This is a genomic window from Microbulbifer sp. THAF38, assembly GCF_009363535.1.
GTDB lineage: Bacteria > Pseudomonadota > Gammaproteobacteria > Pseudomonadales > Cellvibrionaceae > Microbulbifer.
This window is the reverse complement of the sequence record NZ_CP045369.1, coordinates 2,349,299-2,375,956: the sequence shown is the minus strand read 5'-3', so window position 1 is coordinate 2,375,956 and position 26,658 is coordinate 2,349,299. Positions and strand designations below refer to the sequence as shown.

The 26,658-nt window shown below is 49.3% G+C and carries 24 protein-coding genes; 16 read left to right on the top strand and 8 right to left on the bottom strand.

The window, feature by feature from the left end; genetic code table 11:
* The first annotated feature begins 4 nt into the window (after window positions 1–4).
* The 7 genes from gspJ to FIU95_RS10040 all read left to right on the top strand — a co-directional run bounded on the left by gspJ (window position 5) and on the right by FIU95_RS10040 (window position 6,749).
* Window positions 5–793 carry a type II secretion system minor pseudopilin GspJ gene (gspJ, locus tag FIU95_RS10070; RefSeq protein WP_152453648.1) on the top strand — a complete coding sequence of 263 codons (789 nt, stop codon included), beginning with the start codon at window positions 5–7 and terminating at the stop codon, window positions 791–793.
* The gene (gene gspK, locus FIU95_RS10065; protein ID WP_152453647.1) at window positions 780–1,796 is read left to right on the top strand and encodes a type II secretion system minor pseudopilin GspK; all 1,017 of its coding nucleotides are present in this window, start codon (window positions 780–782) and stop codon (window positions 1,794–1,796) included. Before gspJ ends, gspK begins: the two co-directional genes overlap by 14 nt.
* Before the next feature lie 13 nt (window positions 1,797–1,809).
* Entirely contained in the window at window positions 1,810–3,153 is a 1,344-nt protein-coding gene (gene gspL, locus FIU95_RS10060) for a type II secretion system protein GspL (RefSeq protein WP_152453646.1), read from the top strand.
* A 43-nt stretch (window positions 3,154–3,196) separates the two neighbouring features.
* Window positions 3,197–3,682, top strand: a complete 486-nt coding sequence (gspM, locus tag FIU95_RS10055) for a type II secretion system protein GspM (protein WP_152453645.1) — start codon at window positions 3,197–3,199, stop codon at window positions 3,680–3,682.
* 226 nt (window positions 3,683–3,908) lie between these two features.
* Window positions 3,909–4,181, top strand: coding sequence for an acetyltransferase (locus tag FIU95_RS10050; protein WP_152453644.1), 273 nt, complete (start codon window positions 3,909–3,911; stop codon window positions 4,179–4,181).
* Window positions 4,182–4,290: 109 nt separating this feature from the next.
* Window positions 4,291–4,494: a DUF2788 domain-containing protein gene (locus tag FIU95_RS10045; RefSeq protein WP_152453643.1), complete on the top strand. Its 204-nt coding sequence runs from the start codon at window positions 4,291–4,293 to the stop codon at window positions 4,492–4,494.
* Between the two features lie 44 nt (window positions 4,495–4,538).
* Window positions 4,539–6,749 carry a response regulator gene (locus FIU95_RS10040; RefSeq protein ID WP_152453642.1) on the top strand — a complete coding sequence of 737 codons (2,211 nt, stop codon included), beginning with the start codon at window positions 4,539–4,541 and terminating at the stop codon, window positions 6,747–6,749.
* Between the two features lie 76 nt (window positions 6,750–6,825).
* Here FIU95_RS10040 and FIU95_RS10035 read toward each other — a convergent pair whose 3' ends face one another.
* Window positions 6,826–9,963 carry a TonB-dependent receptor gene (locus FIU95_RS10035; protein ID WP_152453641.1) on the bottom strand — a complete coding sequence of 1,046 codons (3,138 nt, stop codon included), beginning with the start codon at window positions 9,961–9,963 and terminating at the stop codon, window positions 6,826–6,828.
* Between the two features lie 236 nt (window positions 9,964–10,199).
* Between FIU95_RS10035 and FIU95_RS10030 the strand changes: the two genes are divergently transcribed.
* On the top strand, window positions 10,200–11,024 hold the full coding sequence (locus FIU95_RS10030; protein ID WP_172975371.1) for a S1/P1 nuclease: 825 nt from the start codon (window positions 10,200–10,202) through the stop codon (window positions 11,022–11,024).
* Window positions 11,025–11,270: 246 nt separating this feature from the next.
* Here FIU95_RS10030 and FIU95_RS10025 read toward each other — a convergent pair whose 3' ends face one another.
* The gene (locus FIU95_RS10025) at window positions 11,271–12,758 is read right to left on the bottom strand and encodes an endonuclease/exonuclease/phosphatase family protein (RefSeq protein WP_152453639.1); all 1,488 of its coding nucleotides are present in this window, start codon (window positions 12,756–12,758) and stop codon (window positions 11,271–11,273) included.
* A 552-nt stretch (window positions 12,759–13,310) separates the two neighbouring features.
* Here FIU95_RS10025 and FIU95_RS10020 point away from each other — a divergent pair.
* The 7 genes from FIU95_RS10020 to FIU95_RS09990 all read left to right on the top strand — a co-directional run bounded on the left by FIU95_RS10020 (window position 13,311) and on the right by FIU95_RS09990 (window position 19,363).
* On the top strand, window positions 13,311–13,634 hold the full coding sequence (locus FIU95_RS10020) for a cytochrome c5 family protein (protein ID WP_253868548.1): 324 nt from the start codon (window positions 13,311–13,313) through the stop codon (window positions 13,632–13,634).
* Window positions 13,635–13,640: 6 nt separating this feature from the next.
* The gene (locus tag FIU95_RS10015) at window positions 13,641–15,032 is read left to right on the top strand and encodes a D-arabinono-1,4-lactone oxidase (protein ID WP_172975370.1); all 1,392 of its coding nucleotides are present in this window, start codon (window positions 13,641–13,643) and stop codon (window positions 15,030–15,032) included.
* A gap of 76 nt (window positions 15,033–15,108) precedes the next feature.
* Window positions 15,109–16,398 (top strand): DSD1 family PLP-dependent enzyme, encoded by a 1,290-nt coding sequence (locus tag FIU95_RS10010; protein WP_152453637.1) that lies wholly within the window; start codon window positions 15,109–15,111, stop codon window positions 16,396–16,398.
* A gap of 97 nt (window positions 16,399–16,495) precedes the next feature.
* Entirely contained in the window at window positions 16,496–16,921 is a 426-nt protein-coding gene (locus FIU95_RS10005; RefSeq protein ID WP_152453636.1) for a hypothetical protein, read from the top strand.
* 130 nt (window positions 16,922–17,051) lie between these two features.
* Window positions 17,052–17,690 carry a hypothetical protein gene (locus FIU95_RS10000; protein WP_152453635.1) on the top strand — a complete coding sequence of 213 codons (639 nt, stop codon included), beginning with the start codon at window positions 17,052–17,054 and terminating at the stop codon, window positions 17,688–17,690.
* Between the two features lie 203 nt (window positions 17,691–17,893).
* On the top strand, window positions 17,894–18,484 hold the full coding sequence (locus FIU95_RS09995) for a cytochrome b (protein WP_152453634.1): 591 nt from the start codon (window positions 17,894–17,896) through the stop codon (window positions 18,482–18,484).
* 30 nt (window positions 18,485–18,514) lie between these two features.
* Window positions 18,515–19,363, top strand: a complete 849-nt coding sequence (locus FIU95_RS09990) for a polysaccharide deacetylase family protein (RefSeq protein ID WP_152453633.1) — start codon at window positions 18,515–18,517, stop codon at window positions 19,361–19,363.
* Between the two features lie 360 nt (window positions 19,364–19,723).
* On the opposite strand, the gene arsJ is transcribed toward FIU95_RS09990, so the two are convergent.
* The 6 genes from arsJ to FIU95_RS09960 all read right to left on the bottom strand — a co-directional run bounded on the left by arsJ (window position 19,724) and on the right by FIU95_RS09960 (window position 26,072).
* Window positions 19,724–20,968 (bottom strand): organoarsenical effux MFS transporter ArsJ, encoded by a 1,245-nt coding sequence (gene arsJ, locus FIU95_RS09985; protein ID WP_152453632.1) that lies wholly within the window; start codon window positions 20,966–20,968, stop codon window positions 19,724–19,726.
* A gap of 84 nt (window positions 20,969–21,052) precedes the next feature.
* A complete protein-coding gene (locus FIU95_RS09980; RefSeq protein ID WP_152453631.1) occupies window positions 21,053–22,060 on the bottom strand; it encodes an ArsJ-associated glyceraldehyde-3-phosphate dehydrogenase in 1,008 nt (335 codons plus the stop codon).
* Between the two features lie 107 nt (window positions 22,061–22,167).
* A complete protein-coding gene (locus tag FIU95_RS09975) occupies window positions 22,168–22,512 on the bottom strand; it encodes a metalloregulator ArsR/SmtB family transcription factor (protein ID WP_152453630.1) in 345 nt (114 codons plus the stop codon).
* Between the two features lie 19 nt (window positions 22,513–22,531).
* Entirely contained in the window at window positions 22,532–22,951 is a 420-nt protein-coding gene (locus FIU95_RS09970; RefSeq protein WP_152453629.1) for an arsenate reductase ArsC, read from the bottom strand.
* Window positions 22,952–23,062: 111 nt separating this feature from the next.
* The gene (gene xthA / locus FIU95_RS09965) at window positions 23,063–23,878 is read right to left on the bottom strand and encodes an exodeoxyribonuclease III (RefSeq protein WP_152453628.1); all 816 of its coding nucleotides are present in this window, start codon (window positions 23,876–23,878) and stop codon (window positions 23,063–23,065) included.
* 94 nt (window positions 23,879–23,972) lie between these two features.
* Window positions 23,973–26,072, bottom strand: a complete 2,100-nt coding sequence (locus FIU95_RS09960) for a carboxy terminal-processing peptidase (RefSeq protein ID WP_152453627.1) — start codon at window positions 26,070–26,072, stop codon at window positions 23,973–23,975.
* 217 nt (window positions 26,073–26,289) lie between these two features.
* Here FIU95_RS09960 and FIU95_RS21125 point away from each other — a divergent pair, with 217 nt between their 5' ends.
* Entirely contained in the window at window positions 26,290–26,445 is a 156-nt protein-coding gene (locus tag FIU95_RS21125; RefSeq protein WP_172975368.1) for a hypothetical protein, read from the top strand.
* Window positions 26,446–26,658: the final 213 nt, after the last annotated feature.

The window sequence follows — 26,658 nt, the reverse complement described above, 5'->3', positions numbered from 1 at the left end:
TTCGATGCAGATTCCCCAAATAAAAGGTCAGTCCGGCTTTACCTTGGTTGAGGTGCTCGTTGTACTGGTACTGGTGGCGATCATCAGTGTCGGCTCATTTTCCCTTCTGGAGATTTTCCACAATACCGATAGCGTTGTTGAGCGACGTGCAGAAGAGTTACGCCGTTTTTCCATGGCACTTTATCGCCTGGAAGATGACCTGCGCCAGGTTACGGCGCGACCGGTCAAGAATGCCTATACGGGTTATGAGCCCGCTTTTCGCGGTGATCAGGATGAGTTCGAATTTACCCGCCTGGGGGCGGCAAATCTGACCGCTGAACCTCGAGGAGAACTTCAGAGGCTGGGTTACAGTATCGGTTATCCCGAGAGTGATGAACGCAGCTCCTTTTCGGAAGAGGAAGATACCGGGGCCCTGTTGTTGCGCAGCCGCTGGCAGGTACTGGATCGCGGACCGGATTCAGAACCCATTGTCGAACCACTGCTAACCGGGGTGGAAAGCCTGACTTTGCAGTACTTTGACCCTAATTCTGATGCCTGGGTTGCCCAATGGCCGCCAGCCGGTACTACAGCATCTACTACCAGTGCAGATAGCCGCCTGCCAAAGGCTATCGAGTTCGTATTAATGACCCGTCAGTACGGTGAAATTCGCCGCGTTTTTTCCTTCTCAACGGTAGAGTTCAGTCCTCCTGGAGCTAATTCCGGCAGCGGTGGCAATGGAGGGGGGAACAACTCAAACGGCGGCAATTCAGGTGGGAATAATTCCGGCGGAGGTGGTAACGATGAGCGGCTCTAAGTCGATAAAGACTTTTCGCCGCCAGCGGGGCGTGGCCTTAATTACCGTTTTACTGGTGATGGTGATTGCAATTGCCCTGGTCTCGCACGCCATAACCCGCGACCAGATTTCCATTACCCGAAGTGGCGCTCTTTTGGCCAACACGCAATTGGCCGAGTTTGTCGCCGGTGCCGAAGCCTGGAGTAGGGTCGCGCTGCTCAAGGATTTTGAAGAGGATAAAGACGCGGCGGAGCCCGCCGATCATGCCCTGGAGGCCTGGGCTTCACCAGCGTTGCAGTTCAATCCCGATAACGGAAAAATTCGGATAAATATCAAAGACTTAAACTCCTGCTTCAATGTAAATAATCTGGTTTCCAGCAGTAATGGCAATGACCAGTTTGAAATCTTTCGCAGGCTGGTAAGCAATGTCACTGGGAAATCTGATCTGGCCGGAATTATTGCCGACTGGATGGATGACAACGATACACCGCGCTCTTCCGCAACCGAGGATGATGGCTATCTCGGTAGAGACCTCGCTCACCGCACCCCAGATACCCTGATCAGTGACATATCAGAACTGTCTTCTGTGCAGGAGATGGAATTGGAGGACTGGCAAAAATTGGCCCCGTTCCTTTGTGCGCTTCCAGAAACCGAGACCAAGATTAATATCAACCTGGCTTCACAGGAGCTCATTGAGGCGGTGGACTCTTCTGCGAGCGTGAGCAAGTTACTGCAGTTTCGTGAATCCGGCGGCATTCTCAGCCAGTCGGGAGATTTATCCTCTTATAACATCACCAAAACCAACCAGTTTATGTTTCACAGCCAGCACTTTCTGGCGCGTATTGCTGTCCAACTCGGAGATAGCGAAGACTATCGCCAGTACTGGGAGACGGCCCTCTGGCTTGATGAGGCAGGGGATGGTGAAGTTAAAGTTGTGCAGCGCCAGCGCCGCACTTTTTCTGGTGCAATGATGCAGGAGTTACTCGACTACGATGGCACCGCAGCGAGTGAAGACAGTAGATAGCCAATAAGATTGTATGTTTAAAAAGAAAAGCGTAAATGAAATCGGCATGCCTGCAGTGCCACCCAAGCCGGCTTTGGTTCTGCTGCGGCTCACTGAAACTAGCGCCAATGGGCTCGCTCTGCATCAATGGGAGGATGGCGTTTGGCGCGAAGCCGCTTTAGACGATCAATTCCTCTCGGCTTTTAATCCAGATTTAGAAGTCTCGGCTGTACCCGACACCCATCCGTCACTGAACCTGCCAGAGGGCTGCAAAGCGCTGTTGCTTTTACCCGGTAACTGGGTCTGGAGTGGCGTTGAGTCTATTCCCAAGGCGGCCAGGCGCCAGGCCAATGCCATTGGCTATATGGTGGAAGAACAGCTCGCGGAAGATGTGGAAGACCTGCACTTTGTCTGCACACCGCGCAATGGCGATATCTGTAGTATTTATGCGATTTCCAAGGACAAGATGGAAATCTTGCATAGCCAGGTTGAGCGGCTCAAGTGGCCGTTGGTTGCGGCGCTACCGGAATACCTATTACTGGACCTGTTAGAGAGTGATGTCTCCCTGTGGCTCGATGGAGACCAGGCCCATGTTTGGCAATCGAGCGGCCAGGGATTATCGATCCGCCGTGAGTACCTCCAGCCACTACTTGGCTCCCTACTGGGAGAGGTTGTATCTGCTGAAGTTGGAGCCGATGCAGAAGGAACCGATGAAGAAGCTGAGGGGAAAAAACTACTGTTGTTGGGCGCTGGCGAAGAGGATGGCCTTGTTGTAGCGGAGCTTGAGTCTCTTTTTGCTGACCGACTACAGATGAATAAGCGCTCTCCTGAAGAAATTTTTCTGGAGCGTTACAAGCCTGGCAAACTCAGCAATTTGCTGAGTGGCGATTACCAGCTAGCCAGCGGCAAAACCGAGTCTGTGTGGTGGGTAAAGCCGGCAAAAGTGGCTGTTTTTTGTTTTGCAGCCCAGCTGCTTTTCTTTGTCGGTGCGGGTGCCTATTACCACTGGCAGGCGGAGCAGGCTGAGGAGCAGGCTCGCGCAATGTTCACGGAGATGTTCCCCAATGTTCGGCCCTCGGCTCAGCTGCGCCGACAACTTAATGGTTTCTTAAAGAGCGCGGGAAACCAGGGCGGCGCCTTTTCCACGCATATGCAACAGCTCAGTAAAGTTTGGACTGAGCAACGGGGTAAAGAGCTGCAGCTGCAATCCCTGCGCTTTGATGGCCAACGCGGTGAAATGGTATTACAGCTGAAAGCGCAAAACCTCTCGGATTTGGACACTTTTGTTAGCAAGCTCTCCGGTAATGGTCTGCGTGCTAATCTGCTCGGTGCCAATGAATTGAAGGAAGGCGTTTCCGGACGGGTACGCGTGCGCTAAAGGCGCAGGGTAAAAGGCAAAAGAATTTGGTAGTTATAGCAGCATGAAAGAACAAATTGAGCAGTGGAAACAGAAGTGGCAGGGGTTGTCCCCCAGCGATCAACGTGCCCTGACCCTCCTTAGCCTGTTCGCAGGCGGAATTTTTATTGTCTACGGCCTGTTCAGTCCGGCCAAAAGCTTTTTCGATGAATCCCGTGCGCGCGCAGAAGACTCGAAAGAGTTGGTTCAGTGGATGGAGTCCCAGCGCCCCGTACTTTCCCGCATCCAGCCCAATGGTGGCGGCGGCCAGGCTTCCGGCACCTTGTTACAGCGAGTGACCAATGCGGCCAAGCAAAACCGGGTCACCATTAAGCGTTTTGAGCCCGAGGGGGAGAATCGTATTCGCCTATGGGTTGAAGAAGTACGCTATCAGGATCTTCAACCCTGGCTGAACCAGCTGATGAAAGAGCAGCTGGGCGTTCGCACTATCAACCTGGATGCCCTGCAGGAGCAGGGTATGGTCTCTGCGCGCTTGACTATTGAAGGTTAAGGGCAGCTCTACTGATGATATAGAGATGGGGAAAGTCGGGGAGGAAAGCTGGCCTTTCTATGAAGTTCAGAATACGTTCTACCGAAATCCTCCTCTCTACAACAAAGTGCTTCCTTCGGGCAAAAAGAAGCTCCTCTATCTCACTTTCAGCCCACTCCCTCTGATTTAGCCAGAATTGTCGCCAAAAGCCCTATACTGAAGTCAGAAAGTGGAAAAGGGTGCCACCATGCTTTTCAAAGATGTAAACACCAAGCACTTGGTTGAAGTAGCCGATGTTGTCACACTCTCAAACCCCTATGAACTGACGGTTGTCGGTCGTTACTTGTGGGGGGAGGAAATTCAAGATCCTGAGGTTTTCGATAAGACAGACCTGTGTTTTCTGTCCGGTGAGCCACTGCCCAGATGTTGGCATGACAGCCGCTATCGTGAGAAGGAGGTTCGACGTTTGCGCTGTGGTACCCACGCCCAGGAGGATGGAGACTATTATCAGGGTGCCTGAACTGCCAGTCATATGAAGTGGTATCCTGACCGAGACTATTTGGCCAAGTCTTACCAGTAGCTGGTAAGCGCTGTACAATGCGCGCCAGTTTTTATAGGCGAAGATTTGCATGACTTTTGAGCAGTTTGAAGAGTATTCCCTGTGGTTGGGAATTGGCGCCCTTATCCTATTCATGGTGTTTATCGTCTGGAACCTGGCTAAGGATTCTAAAGCGGGTAGGTTTGGTACCTTTATCCTGTTCACCGCACTGGGCCTTGGATTGCTCGGGTTTATTATAAAAACAGTACTGGTTGAAGTACTTGGGATAGGCTAGGGCCTCTATGTCACCGGATACCCAATGCTCCAGGGAAGGTCGCTATGACATTATTTGATCGCCCTGAACTCAAGGTGCAGAAGGATAGACGCATCTGCCGTGCCACCGATATGCGTATTGCCAAATACAGCCGGCGGGGTATGGTGCTCTCCTTCTGTGCCTTTTTAATCGCGGCCACCATTGGTGACATGCGTCTGGAAGCCCCGCGATTGTTATTGATCCTGGGGGCAGGGCTCGTGGTAATTACGCTGATTCGTGGTTACTACGTATTCCGTTTTGGTCATCTATACAGTTCGGGGCCAAATCGCTGGCGAAATCATTATTTTTTCGTTTCGATTCTCGGCTCCATCTGGTGGGGTCTCACGCTTTTCTATTTTGTCTACCTGATGGGGTTTGCTCCAGAGACCCACTTCCTGTGGATCTACTCCGTTATCTTTTGCTCTAGTGTAACCACGGTATTCTCGCCCTATCATCGCTTTCTCACCTGGTTTACGGTGACTTCCCTGCTGCCAGCTGCGCTCATGGCACTCTTTTCCGGCATGATCCTCGGCACCATTTACGGCACCCTGACACTGGCCTTTATCTGGCTGACTGCACACCAGGGGCGGCGAGAGTCAGAAAACTACTGGGAACGGCTGTCTGCGATGCAAGAGCTACAGCAGCGCGCCAGTAGCCTCGCAGCTGCGCGCAAACACTCGGAAGCGGCAGTTGAATTGACCAATGAATTTATCGCAAACATTGGTCAGGAATTCCGCAGCCAATTGTCTGATGCGTTGGGTGCTCTCTCTTTGCTGGAAGCGGAACCCCTCAGTGAGCGACAAAAAGAGTGGGTAGGGCTGGCAAAAACCGCCAGCAGCCAGCAGCTGAAGCTGGTCGATAATGTAGGCCTGTTTACCCGTGTTGCCCGCAAGGACATCCGTATGCGCCAGGGGCCATTTAACCTGGTAAAAACAATTGAGAAGTCCTTTAAATTTGCTGCGCGTGCCGCACACAGCCAGGCTCTGGAATTTAATTTCCAGATTGATGACAGCCTGCCGGTGATGGTCACTGGGGATAACCGCAAGACAGCGCAGCTGATTCGCAATCTGGTGGACTCCGCCACTGGTATTGCCCAACGCGGAGAATTGTGGGGCGAAGTGAGCTTTACCCCAATCACTTCGGTTGAGGGACAGCTGAGTATTACCCTGAGAGATGACGGCCGCGGTGAAATCCTGCCCGATGAAAGTGAATTATTCGGTGCCTTTTCCAGGATGGATACTAATCAGGTGACTACAGGCCTCGGCCTCTCCATCGCAAAGGGACTGGCGGAGGCAATGGGGGGCTACCTGCAATTGCATTCCAACCAGGATGGCAATCGCTACCAGGCGGTCGTCAAGTTCAGCATCGAACCCAATCAGCGTACTTACCTCACTCCAGATCGGCGTTTGCAGGACAGTGAGATTTTGCTGATTCACCAGAAAGGCCTATTTATTTCCGGTCTGGTTCAGATGTTGCGTTCCTTTGGTATGGATGTGAAATCCCAGCGCTGGTGCGAAGGCTGCGAGTGTGAGGTACAACAGCTGCTACAGCAGGCTTTAGAGCGTGGTCAGCTGGTAATGCTGGTGCCTGCTATGGGGGATGACATTCTTTTTGAGTCTGTGACTCCTTTCTTTGAAAAGGCCCATGCCGAAGATCGGGATTGCCCGCTGATATGCCTCGGTGGCTTTGGCCAGAAGTCCACCTTCGCACAACTGCAACGACTTGTACCTTCGGCGCTTTACCTGGGACGTCCGGTAACCCGTAAAGAGTTGCACGATACCCTGGTGGAGAGAATCTTTGGCGGTGCCAAGCGAACCACCCGGCGTGTAGTAAAAGGCGGCGCCGATCAACCGCGGCAATACTCCCTGCTATTAGTGGAAGATTCTCGTCCGCACCAATGGGTGACGGAGGAAATGTTACAGGCACTTGGATACCAGGTGGATATCGCCAGCGACGGTGAAGAGGCCTTGGCGCGTCTGTCAGAAGGACATTACGACCTGGCTTTGGTCGACTGCCAACAAAATACCGATCACAGTGCCGAGATCATTGAGATGCTGCGCCGCTGGGAAACAGAGCACAGACCTGATGACCGATTGCCAATTGTCGCTCTGACCAGCACTACGGAAGAGCAATTTGAAGGGCGTTGTTTGGCGGCGGGAATGGATGATTACCTGACCAAACCCTTGAGTAAGGATTTGTTACGGGAGACTTTAGCCCGTTGGTTGGGTAGTGCTTAAATTCGTTTGAGCAGGGCTGTCATACTTCGTTGTGAGAATGAAAAAGCCGCGGCAGTTGCCGCGGCTTTTTTTGTACTTAGAATTCGTAGCGAATTCCCATACGGGCGCTCCAAAGAGAAGCGTCTGTAACGCGGGTTTGACCAGCTGGATCGTTGAATTCGTTAAATACAAAGCGACCCTGCTCATCAATGCTCCCATCTACAGCAGCCTGGAAGCGTGGGAAGGCACCCTCGTACATTACTCCCCATTCGTCGTTTAACAGGTTGCCAAGGTTCTCGATAACAAAGAAAGCATTGAGTCTGTCGTCTGCGCGCCAGCCGGGTAGCTCCTGGTCAATACGCAGGTCGAATTTGCTCCACCAATCGCTGCTGAGGGAGTTGCGCTCCATAGTGCCGCTATCTAGGTCTTCAGAATCGACCCATGCGAAGAATGCGTCAGTATCGAAGTCATCCCCAAAGACAACATTGGCATCGTCTAAGCCTGTTGGCACATAGAGCAGACCACGGCCTCGCCCCCCATCACCAAAGATATAATTGGAGAAGGTGTAGGAATAGGGAACGCCTTCATTTGCACTACCGAAGAGAGTGAAGCGAGTTTCATATCCGGCAAGAAACTCGCGGGCATAGTCCAACTTCAGTGTAAAACGGTGAGGAACCACGTAGTTGGAAGTTGCCGTGCCTGGGTCCTGGGCGTCTACGGTGGCGATAGTCGTGTAGTTAGAATAGGCCACTGAGCTGGTCATAGGGTTCACATCTTCCGCATCGGTATAGGCATACCCCACTGCTACATTCAAACCGAAGTCGAAAGATTTACTAAGTCCCAATGAGATAACACTGGAATAACCGGAATCACCCTTAACATTGGTGAGCATGTAGTCGCCTCTGCGTCCATTAGCGTTGGCGTAAACAGGCCGGCCATCAGCTGCGGTACTAATCTGCTCTAAAGACAGGTCTTGAATAATGGCTGCATCGTTATAGTCGCTGTAGAGATAGTCTGCAGAGAGTAGATAACCAGACTCAAACTCATAGCTCCCCCCAAGTGCATATTTCCAAACTGATGGAATCTCAAAGTCTGGGTCCATCATGTTTACGCCACCTAAAGAGCCGTCTCCACTCGCAACTTGATTGTAGAGGGACTGTGGTACGTCAAAAATTGGAGCGCCGATACCAGTCCAATCCATATCAAACAAAGGCGTGCCACTGTAATCATTCGCCTCAATTTGTATAACGCCGTTATTGGAGTAGTTGTTGGAAATCCAAACATTGGGATTGCCACCTGAGTAGAGGCCAACCCCACCGTGCAGCTCTAGGTTGTCATCGACATTCCAGCTCAAACCCAGTCGGGGTTGCAGTAGATCGAGACCGTCCATGGTGTGTTGGTTGGAGAAGCCATAAGCTGTTGTGAAATCTGTATTGGCTACAGGCTTGTCATCGCTGCTGTAGCGATCGTAGCGCAGGCCCGCGACAACTGTGAGGTCGACGTTGGCAAAAGTGTACTCATCCTGCACGTAGAGAGTGTCGATATCGTATGAAAATTCAGCGGCGGCATCCAGGATATTGTTGGTGCCGGAAGCATTTTCATAGATGATTCGATCGGCAACGCCTTGCTCAAAATTTTCAATACTACTAAAGCGATATTCACCAGCAGCTTCCTGAATAAACAGATTGTAAATATCGAAATTTTCATGCTCGTAGCCGGCAGTCAGATTGTGCTCACCCAAAAGCAGTTTGCCGGCGAGTTTAAAGGTCAGGTTATCGTAGCTCAGCTTGTTGGCGTGACGGGAGTCATCCGCACCGAGATAAACAGTAGCATCTGTGTCACTGCCATCGTTGTCATGATCGTAGGAAGTGCTGATTTGTACTTCACCAAAATCAGTCCCCCCCAGGGAAATCTGACGGTTATCCAGCTCGGAATAACCAATCTTCATTTCAGTAGAGAAGATGTCACTCCAGTCTGAAAATAACTGCACGACGTAAGCGTTCAGCTCTGCCCCGCGCTCATAGTAGTGATTGGACAGTTCCAGCTCATCAGGATCGCCATCGGCCTCGGCAATAGAAAAACCATCGTTGTAGTTGTAAGTCAATGCTGCGCGATGGTTTTCAGAAATATTCCAGTCGAACTTGACTAACAGTTTCTCATCTTCTTCCGGAAGACTACTGGGTAAGCTGCCCGGGTTGTAACCGTAGACCTCGTTGGAAATTCGTACAATTTCATCCAGTTGAGCCTGGGATACGCCCTGGACTTCGGTAGCGGCATTACTACCAACTGGGCCCCGGTCAAAAGTAGCTACACCATCGAGTTTTTCATAGGCTGCAAAAAAGAAAAGCTTATCCTCGATAATGGCACCGCCAAGGGTTGCGTTGTATCGCTTTTCATCAAACTTGGCGACGTTGATGTCTTCTCCCTCTAGCGAGTCCCCGCGAAAACCATCATCGGTATAGTCATAGAAAAAAGAACCGTGCCACTCATTGCTGCCGGACTTGGTCACTGCATTGATATTACAAGCGCTGAAGCCGCCATACTGTACGTCAAATGGGGCCAGCTCGACGGCTACCTGATCGATAGCGTCATAGGAGAATGGCATACGTTCGGTTGGATAGCCGTTGCTATTCAAACCAAAGTTGTCATTCATACGCACGCCGTCAACAGTCAGGCTGTTGAAGCGAGGGTTGGCTCCTGCACATTGAATGGAATCTGCATTGGCCTCATCAATATAAACACGCGGGTCAAGGCGTAGCAGATCCTTGATATCACGACCACCAGTCGGTGCACTTTTTAAATCGTCGCTGTTGAAATGGGAAGAGGGGCCCACTGCCAATCGAGAGCTGCTCAAAGCCTGGCCAAGCACGCTGACTTCTTCAAGGCTGGATGAGCCAAGGGTTAGCATTAGGGGCAGGGTATCGCCCACGGACAAGTAGATATCTTCGAGTACTCTTTTCCCTTGGTCGGATTCAACCGTCACTGTGTAAGGGCCGCCAACTCGAAGGCCACTTAAATTAAACTGACCGGACTCTCCCACCTGCGTTGTGCGTCGGCTGTTAGAAGGAGTATGAATAACTGTTACTTTCGCATCGCTGATTACTTCGCCACCATTACCAGTGATCGAACCGCGGATGGCTGCGGCAGTTTCTTGAGCATGAGAGACTTGTGTTGAACCAATCGCGGAGATGATCGCAGCGGATAAGCACATGCGCCGAAAAATTGAAGGTTTCATAACTAAATCCTGGTCTTGAATGAGCCATCAGCGTGGCTTTTTGGGTACTGGTTGTAATCGGCTCCCGAGACGCTTCCCCAGGTCTCGGCCAGTGTGCTTTTTAGCGGGTGAAATTGAAGGGCAGGTTAACGATTTGTTGCAATTTGGTAACAAATTGGTAGGACGGCATTGATGAATACCAATTTGTCACAAATGTTTATTAAGGTAGCGACAAATTTTTAGAGCGGATGCTTGAGATGGGTAAGCTGAAAAAAATAATTTGTATAAATATTGTACTTGTTGGAGTGTTCAGTGTTCTCAAGGTTCACGCTTGGGGGGACGATGGTCATAGAGTGGTTGGGGAAATTGCTTGGCAATACTTGACCCCGGATGTGGCTGCAGAAGTTGAACTCCTTCTCGATGAAGTTGGGGAGCCACACCTGGCAGAGTCAGCCACCTGGGCGGATCGTATCCGCTCAAATGAGCAATACAACTGGGCTGCCCCCATGCACTATATCAATCTGTCACGCGACTGGCGCAGTTATGTCTCAGCGAGAGATTGCCCCCCGGCGGGTTGCATCCTTAAAGCCATCCAGCAGTTTGAGGAAATTCTTGCAGATCGCAGTCGATCAGGCACGGAGCGCGCTGAGGCCTTGATGTTTATCACCCACTTTGTGGGCGACCTACACCAACCCCTACATACCGGTCTTTACTCGGATAGAGGTGGGAATGATGTCGTGGTGCAGTTTTTTGGAGAGGAAACCAACCTGCATGCGCTTTGGGATATTCATCTCGTCTCACGGATAGTTAGCGATTGGCAGGATTATGCCAAAGAGCAGGCAGAAAAAATCGGTGCGGCCCAGAGCCGGCTTTGGCAGTCTACAAGCGCCACACACTGGGCCAAAGAGTCCCATCAACTGGCTCATCAGCTGGCTTATACCAATGAAACTCAGTTAGGTGAAAAGTACTTTCTGCGTTGTCGGGATTCCGTGGAAATGCGCTTACAACAAGGTGGTGTGCGCCTGGCCGCTGTGATTAATAGAGCCCTGGGTGAGGGATCATTTGAGCTGGTCGATCACTGAATGAGGTATCCAAAGTTTTCGTTAGACGGGTAGGTTAGTACAACTTCGGCACAGATTTTAAGAACAATAGAGTTTAAAACTGTAGTTTGGACTTTACGTGATAACACCTGAATCTCTCGTAAGGCACTGTCCGTTTAAGTCCGAGTTACTACAGCTTTACTCCAAGCAAAAAAGAAAAATCAGAACTAGCCCACTTAAAGTGGGCTATATACGATCGCAAACGAGTCGCGATGTCTGGATTACCAGCTATCTCGCAAACTCAACCTGAAAGAACTCCCAGGCCTGCTGGTTATCGGAAGCAGATAAATTACGATTTGCATCAGCCATTACATACTTCCCATGAGCTGTTTTTAAAGTAATCCTGTCGTTTGCGTTTAAACATGCCCATCCGTTCGTATGGTTGTAAAGAGTAAATTTTTCCCAGCTCATGGTCACACCGGCTCTGACATCAACATTATGATTGTTATGCGGCGTGGCACGTAAGTAATGCCCGTTATGGGAGCGTATCGAAACTGTGTCTCCGCTCTGAATACAGCGATGATCCACCCATGGCTGAGTATTACCTTTTTGTTCTAATGCAAGAGTAAAGGTCTCCCATTCAGCAGCAGGCGCAGGCATATTTTTTGCCTCATCGTTACCACCATAGACTGCCTGAATTCGTGTGTTGTGGTGGGTGTTGAGCAGAGAAGCGGTATGTGCTCTCGCATAAGTGGAGGAATAAGCGGCTGCGTGATTTGTCCAATTTAATGTTGCGGTAATGGGGTTGTGGTCACTGATGCTCTGATGAACCTCATCGTAACGATTTGTGGAGAAGCTGATTTGCGAATTACCACGAAATGCAATGTGGTCAACCCCTTTACAGGGCCCCTTAACATCATTGATGTTCGTATTGCCAGCGGCGTAACTGACCTGACTACAAGCCCAGGTTAAGTCTAAATCTGTGGCCCAGCGCCCTAATTCTGATTGGCCAGGGCCCGGTTGCCAGCCACCGTTATCGATCCATGCATTGAAGTCTCCCATTACAATAACAGGGTAGCCCGCCGAATTTTGCTGGATAAACTGCTTTAGTTGATTGAACTGGCCCGTTTTTTCTGGACCATTACTGGTGTCCATATGGGTGTTGTAAAAATGAACTTTCAAGTCTTTCGCCAGCTGAACTTCGGTGAAAGTGAAGCCTTTCTCCGTTTCACAATCGGGGCTTGAACCATTTGCTATAAAGTCTGCATAGGTACCCTTACAGCTTGAGTATTCGATATGGAGCTGTCTGCCATTGATAGGGTGCTTGGAAATAGTACTTAAACCATCGCCAAAGCTGAAAATTCCACCCTGGAAGTGATCGCTTCTATAAGGGTATTCTGTTGGGTTGAGTGAAGACATAACTGCATAGTTTCTTACCCAGTTCTCCTGAAGCCCAACGATATCGTAGGCCTGACCGGTAATATAAGTGGAAGAAAACAGGGAGGCTTGGCTGTCTGAAATCCCCTGTAAGCCTTCAGGAAAGCCCTTGATATTGGCTGCCATTATTTTTAATTGGCCGCTCTGTCCAGATAAGTGCTCTGGCCTGCTATAGCCTTGATTGCCCACTGTGCCGGTGAATCCTACCTGCGTGCTGGAACTAATCAAAATATCCCAGATTTCAGAAAAAGTGATTGCTGAAGCAGAAAAGCTAAAACTCAGACCTCCTACAACAAATGCGGATTTTAATAGTTTATTTTTCACTTTATTGTTATCCATGGTTTAAGTTTGCCGATTATATTTTTTTATAAGTTGCTCTTTAGAATCATGCTTTTGGTTGAGGACGATAAAGATTGTGCACTTTAGCTGGTTTTGCTACCTCCTTGATTCATTGTCTCTAATGAATATAAATGGGGGCTATTTGAGTAATGCCTAAGGGGCCTTCGGGGAGTTTAATAATAGTTACAGTTTTCAGTTCATCAATAAATTACCCATCAATAAATAAAAAGAGACGTAATGCCAAAGGCTTTACTCATAGGGATGTGCAAAAGAATCAGAGAATAGTAATTACTAAATGAATAATGGGCAGGTGATACGAATTAGTACCAAGTAAATAGTGAGTTCAGTTCAATGTTAGACTGACCAGTTCCGCTTGTTGTCTTAGCTGCCAGCCTGATTAACAATGGTTGCAACTTGAGTACACAACGCCAACCTCAGGTTTAAGCACCTGAGAAATATTAACAATAATGTAGTAGGTGTACATACATGGAACTGGTAAGACCTCACCGGAGCCTTAGGCTTCTCTGCGCCCCCCTTCTTTTGGGTGTATTAATGGCTGGTTGTTCTGAATCCCCCGAGGATAGCCCCGAAAACCGTTTGGCTTTAGCCCAACAAGCACTCACCTTGACGCCTGATGATCCTGAAATAGCCGAGATATATCAGCGAACCTGTCGCAGCTGTCATAGTACCGGTGCCAGTGCGGCACCACTTACTGGCGATATTGCCAGTTGGGAACCGCGTTTAGATAAAGGAATGGATGTACTGGTTGAAAACGCGGTTAATGGATTCCAGGGCATGCCACCCCTAGGTCTTTGTTTTGAGTGCTCACCAAAACAGTTTGAGCAGTTAATCGCCTTTATGGCCACTGCGGAGTAAGGAATCATGCAGCAATCACGTCGCCGCTTTATTGCCACCATTGCCGCAGGCTCTACCGCCATGGCTGCAGCTCCAATTTCTTCTATTGCCCGCACCCTGGTACAGGCCAGCGATACTGGAAAGCGCAAGGGCATCCGTTGGCGTAACTGGTCTGGTTCGCAAGAGTGTGTACCTAGTGAGCGCTTGGCACCAAAAACGGTTGCCGAACTGCAGCAGCGTGTAGCAGAAGCTAGCGGTACTGTGAGAGCTGTGGGGGCAGGGCACTCATTCACGGCTTTGGTGCCGACAGATGACACCATTATTTCGCTTGGGCGCATTAGTGGGGTTGTCGATCACAGTCAAGAAACTGCCCAGGCTACGATTTATGCGGGTACGCGAATAGCCGATCTGGGCCAGCCGCTGGAAGATGTTGGTCAAGCCTTGATCAATCAGCCAGATATCGATGAGCAGACTCTTGGTGGATGTTTAGCTACCGCTACCCATGGCACTGGGGCTGGCCTGGGCTGTATGTCCAGCTATGTTGTGGGGCTAGAGCTGGTTACTGCAGATGGCAACACCCTTTGGTGCGATACGGAACAAAACCCAGAGGTCTTTACTGCGGCCAAAGTTTCCCTGGGTAGCCTGGGCTTAGTGACCAAGGTGCGCATGCAAAATCAGCCCAGCTACAGGCTGCGGCGGGAATCCTGGGTGGCTCCAATGGAGGAGCTGATTGAACAGGCGGAGACACTTGCGGGTTCAAATCGGAATTTCGAGTTCTACTATATTCCTTTCTCCGGTATGTGTTTGGCAGATACCCATCAATTGACTAATGAGGAGATCTTCACTACCGAGCGGGAGGATACCAATGAAGCGGTGATGACCCTTAAAACCGTAAGGGACTGGCTTGGTTGGTCGCCTAAATTGCGTCAATACGCCTTGCGGTCTGCAATGGAAGATATTGAAAAGGAGGTGGTAGTAGAGTCCTCCTGGCGCAACTATGCCAGTGAGCGCAATGTTCGCTTTAATGAGATGGAATACCACTTACCACGGGAAGCTGGCTTAGCCGCTTTTGCGGAGTTGCGGCGCACAATAGAGGAGAACAACCTCAATGTTTTCTTTCCTATTGAGGTGCGTTTTGTGAAGGGTGATGATATTTGGCTGAGCCCTTTTTACCAACAGGATTCTGTTTCTATCGCAGTGCACCGTTACTTTGAAGAGGATTACCAACCCTTGTTCAAGGTACTAGAACCGATTATGCGCAAGTATGGGGGTAGGCCTCACTGGGGCAAACTCAATACTTTGCACCGGCAGAATTTCGCCAAATTATACCCTCGCTGGAAGGACTATCTTGAAGTCAGAAAGGAAATGGATCCCAAAGGAAAATTTTTAAACCCTTACCTAAAGGAACTTGTAAGCTGATTGACACCATATTGGCTTCGGGACTATGAGGTACCGCCCAAACTAAGAGCTAAAAAAGGAAATTCTGGAGAGGACTTTGGAGAAAGCACGGCGAAAATTCATACTGGGCGGTGCGGCATTGGGCGTTGCGGCTGCAGTACCACTTTTGAGGCCAAAAGCCTTGGGGCAAGGAGGACATAGCAATTATTTCCAAAACATCTCCAAGGCCCTGGATGCCGCTGGTTTTTCTGGCCCCACAATGGTGGTGGACTTAAGTCGCCTGAAAGCCAATGCTGATGTGCTCTCTGGGCACCTAAGGGGACATTTTGACTATCGTATTGTTGCCAAGTCTTTGCCGGCCCTGGGTTTACTGGAGACGGTAGCCAAGGAGACTGGAACCCATAGATTTATGGTGTTCCATCTGCCTTTTTTACAACAGTTGGCACAGTCACAACCAAAGGCGGACATTCTGCTGGGTAAGCCGCTTCCGATTGCTGCGGCTAAAAGCTTTTATAGCAGCCCGCCAACAAGTGGTTTTGATCCCAAACTACAGCTTCAGTGGCTCATTGATAGCCCTCGGCGTCTGCAACAGTATGCCGCATTGGCCAGTAACCTCGGTCAAGAGTTGCGGATCAATATCGAATTGGATGTAGGGTTGCATCGCGGCGGCGTCAATGATGTTCAAAGCCTTACCGAAATGCTTAATATCATTCAGAAAGAACCACAGCTCAGTTTATCGGGATTTATGGGCTATGACGCTCATGCGGCTAAGATGCCGGGGATTCTGGGTGGGCCAGAGAAGGCGATTGACCGCGGCTTGAATATCTACCGCCAAAGATTAGAGCAGGCCAGGCGTATACTGGGTGATCAGTTTCCCAGTGATCTGACATTGAATGGAGCTGGCAGTCCCACTTATCAACTCTATAAAAGGCGTTCAGGGAGTGCCCCCTGTAATGAGTTAGCGGCGGGTTCCTGTTTGGTAAAGCCTACGGATTTTGATATTCCAACCTTAGATGATCATGAAGCAGCTGCCTTTATTGCCAGTCCCGTGTTAAAGCGTCTGCCGCAAACACAGATTCCTGGATTGGAAAGTTTGACAGGTGCTATGCGCTGGTTAAATCCTAACCGAGAGCAAACGTTCTTTATCTCCGGCGGCTATTGGAAGGCACAGCCTGAATCTCCAAAAGGACTTTCTATCAATCCTATCTATGGCCGCTCCACAAATCAGGAGATGCTCAATGCTTCAAACCAAGTAGCCCTGCGAGAGGATGACTGGGTTTTCTTGAGGCCAACTCAAAGTGAGTCCGTATTTCTTCAGTTTGGGGATATAGCTGTGTATGACAAAGGGACAATTGTGAATTGCTGGTCGGTATTAAGTAACTCCTAAAAAATACAGTTTTATGTGTTCCTAAATGATTGGTGCTGTGCTGTATGCTGCCTTATGTAATCACAAGTAATTACTATAATAAATTGTGGAGATTAATGTGATTTTTGAGTTGGTCTTAGTGCTAAATACTGTTTGGTTCTTAATGGGCTTTAATGTTTTCTCCTTGCGGGGAAAAATTTTTGCCAAGCTGATTGTCCCTAGAGAATATAGAGATACCCCTGTCTTTGGAATACTGGCTGAGTCGGGTAAATTTCTAGGGGGATTTAATTTTTCATTGGCGCTAATGAGTGTTCTTTTATTGGTTAATCACGCTTCCTTTTCTGGGTATATCCAAAGGTCTATATTACTTTTTATTTTTGCTGTTACACATGGTTCTCAGTTTTTTTATAATTTGCCAGTCGCGCTAAAGAATCGAAGTGGGGGTGGGCCCTGGAAAGTGCAAGGCGTGATGAAGTTCATATTTGTCATGGATTTTGTCATGATGATGATTAATTTAACCTTGGCGCTTTGGTATTGGTTGTAATTAAGTTGGTTGTCGATTAATGCTGCTTTGGGTAATTTTGCTATTGGATTGATGGGGTGGTGTTGAGTGTTGGTTGCCAATTAATATGTTGCATTGAAGGAATATGAAATAAGTGCTTAGGTTAACAGATGTGCCTACTGAACAGGTTTCATCAATAACAGACTTGATATTGGCGGTCTCGGCGCTGCTGATTTTTATTTATTTTATTAGAAGTGATTTCCAGCCCGATTGGAAACGGAATGTGTGGCTTTGTTTCTACGCTTTATTATTTGCTGGTGCTCTTCTGGCCGCCTTTATACATGGAGTAGAGACATCTCAATATCTTCGGATAGGGCTGTGGTATATCTTGTTTATCTTCCTTGGTCTTTTCCTGACGACTTTCACTTTGGCTGTTATTAATGACCTCCTAGGTGAATGTTATTCTAAAAAAGCATTCCCCTATATCTTACTGGCCGGCTTTCTATTTTTTGTTCTGGCGGTTTTGAAAACTAACGGATTCTTGATGTTTGTTGCTTACCAGGCGCTAATAATGGTTCCTGTTATTATCGGTTATGCCTGGCTGGGCTGGACTGATCGCTTGCCTGGGGCATGGTATATGGTGTTGGGCGGAATTTTTTCTTTTACAGCTGTGATCTTTCAGGTAAGAACGGCGGTAGAATTTACGTTTATTTGGACGTTTAACCATAATGGGATTTACCACATGGTGCAGACGGTCGGCGTACTTTTCTTTTTTATTGGGGTAAAGAAGTCATTTCAAGCCGTTATGTAATGGATTTAGCTGCCTGAATGTTTCCCCATAAGATATAAGCATATAAGTTACTTTAAACAGAAGGTTGGGGGGGAGATCCACAAAAGCCTATCGATAACATCCCTAGTGCCCAAGCACTCCTGGCCAATATCTTATAATAGGAGTCCGTGTAATCTTTAGATTGATAGTGTTGTAAATAGAAATATTCAGAAGAAGGCTATTCTATGGGCGCCAGAAATACTATATATGAATATGGAACCGTCGCTAAATGGCTTCATTGGATCATAGCCTTCTTGTTTCTGGGATCTTATGTCAGCGTCTATTATCTCAAATGGTTTACCGAGGAAGATACGCCTGAAAACTGGACTGCACTACAGCTTCATTTATCTATTGGGATAACCATTGGGGCGTTTGTATTGTTGCGAATTTTCTGGCGCCTTACCAATCCTACACCCAGGCTAGAGCCGGGCTCTAAGTTAGAGCACTTTGCTGCCCATACGGGTCACTTCCTATTATATCTAATCATGATTATTGCACCACTAACCGGATATCTGGGTACAGGGGTGAATACCGAGTACTTTTTCCTGTTTGAAATCCCTCAATTTGCTGACACATCGCTTTTTACAAGCATTGTTCAAAATAAAATGGGTCTGACCTTCAAGCAGTTCGAGGAACCTATCGATTTCATTCACAAAGAAGTTCTGGGGGAGTGGTTGGTTTGGCTGCTTATTCTTGGTCATGTTTTGGCCGCTCTCTACCATCACTTTATCAAGAAAGACCGAACCCTGGTGCGAATGACTACCGGTAAAAAGTGAAATAACCACTCCTTCTGAAGCTGAAAAAACATGCCAGTGAATCCAGTGGTCTCTGATATGGATTCAGAGATTAAAAGCCATAAATCCAGGGTACTTTGTTTGACCTTTGACAATCTTGGCGAAGCTAGAAACATGTTTCTTAAGAAGTCCGCTGTTCCAGATTGGGAAGCCCCAGAGATCACTATTGGATTTCCGCAAGTTTTACAGCTGTTGGATCGCTTGCAAATACGGGCGACCTTTTTCGTAGAAGGGTGGAGTGCTCTACACTATGGGGCGATCATTGAGAATATCCACAACGGGGGTCATGAGATAGGCCTGCACGGTTGGACTCATGAGCACTTTGCCAGCTTGGATCAGCGAGCAGCCCGTCAATCCATTCATGATGGTTTAAAAGTTCTACAGTTGCGTGGCATCCAGCCTTTTGGCTTTAGGGCACCCGGTGGCAAAGTGGGGCCATTTACCCGACAGATACTTGCTGATTATGATTTTATTTATGACTCTAGTGTGGAAACCGCTCTACCCAAGTGCCTCCCGAATGATGTAAGCGGATTCACTGGTGACAAAATCCAGCAACAGGAAAATGGCCTGGTCTGTATTTCCTGGCAGTGGTTTATGGTGGATGCTGTTCACTATCGTCTTGCCGACAATGGTTTAAGCAATCCGCAACTCCTATCCGATTACTGGTGCCAGGTAATCAGGAATGTTGCACAGACCAATGGCTTTGTAACTTTGATCAGCCACGCCCATGTGACAGGCACTGATCCTAAACGTATGGCTGCCCTGGAAAAGGTATTGAGGCTGGCATTAGCGCTTGGCTACGAAATAGTTCCAGCCATTGACTTATGTACACGTGGAAGAGATATCTCTACGGGTGACTAAATCGTCTCATTATTGGGACGTTAGTGTGCATGGAGCTGGGGCACCTTGGCTATTGCTGGATGGCAGGATTTGGTACCAATTTGGCATGGATGTTTGGCTTTCAGTTCTTTAATCTTCTGCCCGTAAAACTGGCCTGACCTTTTGGATACTCTGGGCCTTTTGACACTGAGTCATAACTGGACTGCCGGTTTGTTCCAGGGTCCTAAGTGGTAACTTATGCGAAGTTGTTTCTGCTGGATATTGTGTTCCTGCTCCCTCCTATTGTTGCTAGGTTGTGATCCCCCGGGGGAGTTTCACCCCATAGCTGAGAAGAAGTCGTCGGTATTACTTTTTATTGAGCGCCTATAATCCGGTATCTGTTCAAGCTACTGCATTGACTATCGAATTTCCTTCCTCTTTATGTTTGGGCAAGGCGAGAGAAACAAGTGTGGCTAGAAGCAATAAGACGGTGGATACCAACAAACAGGCTTGCAATCCGGCAGTTTGGAACACCCAACCGGATAGTAAAGTTCCACCCAGACGCCCCATGGCATTGGCCATATAGTAAAAGCCCACATCCATCGAAACTCCATCGTCTCTGGCATAGGCAACGATCAAGTAACTGTGTACCGAAGAGTTAACGGCAAATAACACCGCAAAGACCATTAGGCCCAGAAGTATACTGAGCTGTGGGTGAAAGCCTGCATATAGTGCGAGGGCAATAAGGGCGGGTATCAGAGTCAACCCTCCTCCCCAGAGTAGGGCTGTCCGCCCATCGGGAACTTTTGGAGAAAAACTCGCGGTGATTTTGGGGGCAATGGCCTGCACAGCTCCATAGCCGATGATCCAGCTAGCCAGAAAGGCACCAACCTGCCAGTGGCTCCAGTTAAACTGGCTTGCAAGGAAAACGGGCAGGGCGATTACAAACCAAGCATCGCGTGAAGCAAATAGGAATAACCTGGCGGCAGCAAGAATATTCACCGAACGACTCTTGGAGAATACGTCCTTGAAGCGGGCTTTTGCTTTCGCCTTGCCCAGATTTGCTCGCAAAAATTTCTTGCTCAATAGCAACACCACGGCGAGAGCTATTGCCATCAATAATACGGCCCCGCGAAATCCCATTAGCGCAAGTAGCGCTCCCCCCATAAAGAAGCCAATTCCTTTGAGAGCGTTCTTGGAACCGGTCAGCAGGGCAATCCAGTGATATAGAGCCCCTTGAGCATTGCTGGGTAGTAAGAGTTTGATCGAGCTTTTTGCACTCATTTTGTTCAGGTCTTTGGCAATGCCCGAGATGCCCTGAGCGGCCATAACCCAGGGCACACTGAGATAGCTGGATGGAACCAGCAGCATGGCCAGGGCGCATACCTGTAAGGTCAAACCGATATTCATTGTACGATTGAGACCCAGGCGTGCGCCGAGCCACCCGCCCACTAGATTGGTCACAACCCCAAAAATTTCATAAAAAAGAAACAGGAAGGCTATTTCTAGTGGGCTGTAACCCAGGGTGTGAAAATGCAGTAGCACCAGCATGCGCAATGCACCATCGGTCAAGGTAAAAGACCAATAGTTGCCAGTCACCAATAAATACTGGCGTACCGAGGGTGAAAGGGTGGATAAAAACTGCATTGGCTTTTCTTAACTCTTACTGCTTGGGCGCTATCTGGCCTGGAGACCAGGCCAGCCTTATTTGAGAATTAATTGGGCAAAAATTTATTGGTCCATAGTGCCGACTAGGCGGGCCAGTTCCGCAGTGCGATTTGCATAGCCCCACTCGTTGTCATACCAGGTATAAATTTTCACCTGCGAGCCATTAATTACCATGGTGGAGAGAGCATCTACGATGCTGGAGCGGGGGTCAGTTTTATAGTCCACAGAGACCAGCGGGCGCTCTTCATAACCGAGGATATCTTTCAGCTCACCCTCTGCTGCGGTTTTCAGAAGGTCATTAACCTCATCTACAGTTGTTTCCCGTTCTACTTCGAAAACACAATCAGTCAGGGAGGCATTGGCCAGCGGGACTCGTACGGCATGGCCGTTCAGCTTACCAGTCAACTCTGGGAAGATGGCGGTGATTGCTGTAGCTGAGCCGGTAGTAGTGGGTATCAGACTGGCTCCACAGGCTCTTGCGCGGCGCAGATCTGCATGGGGCGCATCAAGGATTGTCTGGGTGTTGGTGATATCGTGGATTGTGGTGATGGAACCATGCTTGATGCCCAGGTTTTCGTGTATCACTTTTACTACTGGGGCCAAGCAGTTGGTTGTGCAAGAAGCGGCAGTAATGATTCGGTGTTTGGCGGGATCGTAAATATGTTGGTTCACCCCCAAAACAATATTTGGCACCCCGGCTTCTTTCACTGGAGCCGAAACCAATACTCTTTTTACGCCCTGCTTTAGGTAATCCTCCAAAGCAGCGCTGGTCTTCATTTTACCGGAAGCCTCGATGACAAGGTCACAAGCACTCCAATCGGTATCGGCAATGGCAAGATTGTGGCTGCAGCTTATTTCCCGACCATCAACGGTGATGGTGTTGTCACTGGCTTCTGCATTGTGCTGCCAGCGCCCATGAACAGAATCAAAATTAAGCAGGTGAGCGAGGGTTGGGGCATCTCCCGCGGGATCATTGATATGAATGAATTCAATTTCAGGCCAGTCCCAAGCTGCACGCAGAACAAGTCGACCGATACGACCAAATCCATTGATTCCGACTTTAATAGCCATTTTGTATCTCCTAAGTAATCTCGACATATGAAAAAACGCATATATCTAGATAAATTTTTACAGCGATTTGATGTAATTACCTGTTGGGAATCTGATGCCTGCACGGCCTAGCAGCACAAGGTGGCCCTTTGGGGCCTGTCCCCCATCTGGATCAGGTTGTGCAGATCCTCCTCAATAAAGTGCCTATTTGCCTGAAGAGTATCCTGAAGGATCGATTTGGCCCAGTTCCCCAAAGCTGGATTAATACGGTAGAAAACCCACTGCCCCTGGCGGCGATCCTGCAACAGATCGGCACCGCGGAGTAGGGCCAAGTGACGGGAAATTTTGGGCTGGCTCAACCCCATAGCGGCAGTGAGTTCGCACACACAAAGCTCCTCCTCATGGGAGATCAAAAGTAATGTGCGCAGGCGGGTTTCATCTGCCAGACACTTGTAAAACTGAACTGGGTTCAAGGTTTTCCCCAATTTTCGGTTATGCCGCTTTCGCAGCTTTGGTGTATACCAGCACAAATAGCTTGATGCGGGTGCTCAACTCCAGCACCGTTGTATAAAAGGGCCGAAAGCAGTGGCGGCTGGCTGGATCTTCAAAATCCCAGGATATCAACTTGCCATGTCCTGCGTCGGGTACATACTCCCTGTGGCTCTTGTTGCACAGGGTAATGACCAAGTCAAAGTCTTGGTCGGAAACCTCCTGCAAACTTTTGGAGTAAAGCCCTTTGATCGGGATGCCGAAACGCTGGAGTGCTCTGATAGCCCGGACATCCACTGGTGTGGGGTCTGTCCCTGCACTGACTACCTCGAAGAATTCTCCACCGTAATGCCGCAATAAGGCCTCAGCTATTAAAGAGCGGGCTGAATTTCCCGAGCAGATAAACAGGATGCGCCTCTTCATAGGAGTGCTCCAGAACGGTATACCGTTCGACCTAGTCGGCATTATATATGGAAAATCGAATATTCAAAGGACTAAAAAAACCGGGAGTGGGTCCCGGTTATTTCTAAATGCTCAGAGCTTAAATTCCGCCCAGACCGGTGCATGGTCTGAGGGGCGCTCCATAGCGCGAATGTCATAATCCACACCTGTGGCCACGCAGCGCTCCATCAGTGGACTAGTGGCCATGATCAAGTCAATCCGCAGTCCACGCTTTGGTTCACGGTCAAAGCCCTTGCTGCGATAGTCAAACCAGCTGAATACATCATCTGTTTCGGGATTCATCCTACGGAAGGTATCCGCCAGGCCCCAGGCCTCAATCTTTTGCAACCACTCGCGCTCCTCTGGAAGGAAGCTGCATTTACCGTCGCGCAGCCAGCGCTTGCGATTGGGCTCGCCGATACCGATATCCAGATCACTCGGAGAGATGTTCATGTCGCCAATGACCAATACTGGGGCTTCGGGATCGCAGGTGGTTTGCAGGTAGGTATCCAGGTCTGCGTAGTACTTTTCTTTCGCCGGGAATTTTACCGGGTGCTCACGATTCTCCCCTTGGGGAAAATAACCGTTGATCACGGTGAGGGGTTTCGAGCCACCAATATCGAATTTACCCATGACCATACGTCGCTGAGCGCTATCGTCATCGGTTGGGAAGCCATATTCGCGATCGATAAATGGCAGGCGTGAGAGCAGAGCTACACCGTAGTGTGTTTTTTGGCCAAAAAAGATCAGCTCATACCCCAGGTCGCGGATGGCATCCACAGGAAAGTCTTCATCGGTGACTTTAGTCTCCTGAAGACCAATGATATCGGGTTGATGGCTATCTACTAAAGCCTGCATTTGGTGCAGACGAGTACGAATACTGTTGACGTTAAAGGAAACGACTTTCATTTCTTCCCCCAAATGAAAAAGGTCGGGCAAGCCCGACCTAAATTGTTGCTGCGTGCTCTGGGTGAGCGTAATTCACCCAGAGCACATCACATTGTTAGAAATTGGCTACTTGCGGCGGGGCCTTGCTGGCCTTGTCAGCCAGTCCGATAAAGTCCGCCATTATATAGCCCGCTTCGTTCAAGATTGGATCTTTTTCCAGCTTGATCTCTACAGGGCCACCGATAGTTGCCACTTCTTCCGACTCGCTTTCTTCGTATGCCTCGAAATCCTTGTAGGGTTCAAGACCTTTAGCTTCGCGGCGGCGGTTCTCCATGGAGAGCAGGCGTTGGTTCACATTTTCACGCTCTTGCTCACGCATCATCTCATTGAGAGAGAGGTGCTTTTTGTCAGCCCGCTCACTTTCAAACTTGAACTGATCGCGCAGGAAAACAAAGTCCGGGTCTGATTCAGTGCGCTTATTGTGCTTGGTGATCAGGTTGGGAATCAGTGTCTTCAGGTTAAAGTACTTGGCGTGAGGCACCGCGTGGATACGGTCCCAGGGCAGGGCGGTATCGTAGGCGCTCTCACCAACACTTTCCGCGTCGATAAGCTGCGGCATGGGGATATCGGGTTTCACCCCGGCATGCTGAGTGCTGTCCCCGGATACGCGGTAGAACTTGGATTGGGTGATTTTTAACTGGCCTTCCTTGAGAGGGGCCATGGTTTGTACGGTGCCCTTACCGAAAGACTGGTTACCGACCACCAGGCCGCGATTGTAGTCCTGAATGGCACCGGCAAAGATTTCGGAAGCGGAAGCCGATAGGCGGTTGATCAATACCATCAACGGACCGCGATACATGGCGCGGGAGCGGGAGCGGTTATGCCTTGAAATCTGCTCGTTGGCGTGACGGATTTGAACCACCGGGCCCTGATCGATAAACAGGTCGGTCAACATGGTGGCTTCCTGCAGGGAGCCGCCGCCATTGTTGCGCAGATCGAGAATGATACCGTCGACCTTTTCCTCTTTCAGCTCGCTGAGCAGCCTGGCCACATCGCGGGTGGTGCTCTTGTAGTTGGGGTCGCGACGACGATAGGCGTCAAAGTCTATATAGAAGGTCGGCAGGTTGATCACGCCGATCTTGTAGCTCTTCTTGCCGTCTGAAAATTCAAACACGGCTTTCTTGGCAGCCTGATCTTCAAGCTTCACTTTACTGCGCTTGATCAGGATGGTCCTGTGGGTGCCATCTCCGCCGGTGGGAATGGTTTCCAGGCGAACGAAGGTTCCGGCCTTACCGCGGATCAGGTCTACCACGTCATCCAGGCGCCAGCCAACAACATCGACCATTTCGCCTTCTTTATCCTGGCCAACACCCACGATCTTGTCGTTTGGCTTGATCTTGCCAGTGCGGTCAGCGGGGCCACCGGCTACCAGGCGGGCCACTTTGGTGTATTCCTCATCCGCCTGCAATACGGCACCGATACCCTCAAGGGACAGCGACATGCTCATATTGAAGTTTTCAAGGGAGCGGGGAGATAAATAGTTACTGTGAGGATCGTAAAGACGGGTCAGTGAGTTCATATAGAGCTCGAACACATCATTACTGTTTTGCTGCTCAAGACGCTTTTTCTGGCCTTTGTAGCGGCGTTCCAGTAAGTCGCGGATCTCCTCATCCTTTTTACCTGTGAGCCTCAAGTTAAGAACACTACTCTTCAGGCGCTTGCGCCACAGGTCATCGGCATCACTAATGGAGGCGGGCCACTGGCTCTCCTCGCGGTCAAGTTCCAGGGATTCATCGCGATCGAAGTCGAACGGCGGTAATCCGTCCTCTAATTGAGAAAGGATATTGTCTAACCGATCCCCCATGCGAAGACGGAAACGGTTGTAAATCTCGAAGCCCGCTTTGACTTCGCCAGCGCGCAGCTGGTCGTCAAGTTTGGTTTGCCATTCGCGGAACTCATTGATGTCTGAGGCGAGGAAGTAGCTTTTGGTGGGGTCAAGAGCATCGATGTACTCATTCCAAAGGTCTTCCGACATTTCGTCTCCGACCTTGATCTTGTTGTAGTGCAGCATTTCTAGCTTGCCGACAATCTCCCTGGCAGTGCTGCCCTGATCCTTCTCAGGAGCTAGGGGCTCAGTCTCTGCCAGAGCGGTTGTGGAAAGCAGGCCAATGACCAAGAAGCCGGAAAATAGAGCGGCGATCCGATTGGTAAGCATAGGGAGTCTCTTTATACGTCCTACTTCATAGGCGACCAGCCTTTATGGCTTGGCGACCTATAGCTTAGGACAAGTATAAAGGCTGAAAGCTCCGAAGGGCATGAAATACCTCCAATCAGAGATGGATCCTTCCCTAATCCGGTCGAATTAGCAAAATAGATTTCCCTTAAACCTGTCACCTGAGGCATTTTTTCTCATTTCATGAACCTGAATATGAATGGTCATCATCAATATGCCCGGTGATTTTGGCGTCAGATCACATTTCGATATGGTGTTGGCACGCCAGTTTGAGACATCGGAAGGCGATGCGGGTATCCACTTTGGGGGTATTTATGGGCGGGGTTGCGCTGAGGCTAGAGAGTCAGCAGGTTAATGGAGGCACTTGTTGAAACTGGTTGGAGCGCTGCTGCCGGGCCTCTGGATGGCAGGCGTCCTCTCCTGGCACTTTAGTTGATGATCACCTGAGGTTAATCCGCTCAACTAAAATTTGATTATATACTTTAAATAAACTACATAACTTCTTGATAAATAAAGATTTATTGGATCTTAAAGTGAATTATTAAGTCGTCGAGCTGGGCAACAGTTG

Excerpts from the sequence above, each read along its gene's own strand:
- gspJ (WP_152453648.1), top strand. The coding sequence starts at position 5 with ATGCAGATTCCCCAAATAAAAGGTCAGTCCGGCTTTACCTTGGTTGAG.
- gspK (WP_152453647.1), top strand. The coding sequence starts at position 780 with ATGAGCGGCTCTAAGTCGATAAAGACTTTTCGCCGCCAGCGGGGCGTG.
- gspL (WP_152453646.1), top strand. The coding sequence starts at position 1,810 with ATGTTTAAAAAGAAAAGCGTAAATGAAATCGGCATGCCTGCAGTGCCA.
- gspM (WP_152453645.1), top strand. The coding sequence starts at position 3,197 with ATGAAAGAACAAATTGAGCAGTGGAAACAGAAGTGGCAGGGGTTGTCC.
- FIU95_RS10050 (WP_152453644.1), top strand. The coding sequence starts at position 3,909 with ATGCTTTTCAAAGATGTAAACACCAAGCACTTGGTTGAAGTAGCCGAT.
- FIU95_RS10045 (WP_152453643.1), top strand. The coding sequence starts at position 4,291 with ATGACTTTTGAGCAGTTTGAAGAGTATTCCCTGTGGTTGGGAATTGGC.
- FIU95_RS10040 (WP_152453642.1), top strand. The coding sequence starts at position 4,539 with ATGACATTATTTGATCGCCCTGAACTCAAGGTGCAGAAGGATAGACGC.
- FIU95_RS10035 (WP_152453641.1), bottom strand. The coding sequence starts at position 9,963 with ATGAAACCTTCAATTTTTCGGCGCATGTGCTTATCCGCTGCGATCATC.
- FIU95_RS10030 (WP_172975371.1), top strand. The coding sequence starts at position 10,200 with ATGGGTAAGCTGAAAAAAATAATTTGTATAAATATTGTACTTGTTGGA.
- FIU95_RS10025 (WP_152453639.1), bottom strand. The coding sequence starts at position 12,758 with ATGGATAACAATAAAGTGAAAAATAAACTATTAAAATCCGCATTTGTT.
- FIU95_RS10020 (WP_253868548.1), top strand. The coding sequence starts at position 13,311 with ATGGCTGGTTGTTCTGAATCCCCCGAGGATAGCCCCGAAAACCGTTTG.
- FIU95_RS10015 (WP_172975370.1), top strand. The coding sequence starts at position 13,641 with ATGCAGCAATCACGTCGCCGCTTTATTGCCACCATTGCCGCAGGCTCT.
- FIU95_RS09995 (WP_152453634.1), top strand. The coding sequence starts at position 17,894 with ATGGGCGCCAGAAATACTATATATGAATATGGAACCGTCGCTAAATGG.
- FIU95_RS09990 (WP_152453633.1), top strand. The coding sequence starts at position 18,515 with ATGCCAGTGAATCCAGTGGTCTCTGATATGGATTCAGAGATTAAAAGC.
- arsJ (WP_152453632.1), bottom strand. The coding sequence starts at position 20,968 with ATGCAGTTTTTATCCACCCTTTCACCCTCGGTACGCCAGTATTTATTG.
- FIU95_RS09980 (WP_152453631.1), bottom strand. The coding sequence starts at position 22,060 with ATGGCTATTAAAGTCGGAATCAATGGATTTGGTCGTATCGGTCGACTT.
- FIU95_RS09970 (WP_152453629.1), bottom strand. The coding sequence starts at position 22,951 with ATGAAGAGGCGCATCCTGTTTATCTGCTCGGGAAATTCAGCCCGCTCT.
- xthA (WP_152453628.1), bottom strand. The coding sequence starts at position 23,878 with ATGAAAGTCGTTTCCTTTAACGTCAACAGTATTCGTACTCGTCTGCAC.
- FIU95_RS09960 (WP_152453627.1), bottom strand. The coding sequence starts at position 26,072 with ATGCTTACCAATCGGATCGCCGCTCTATTTTCCGGCTTCTTGGTCATT.
- FIU95_RS21125 (WP_172975368.1), top strand. The coding sequence starts at position 26,290 with ATGGTCATCATCAATATGCCCGGTGATTTTGGCGTCAGATCACATTTC.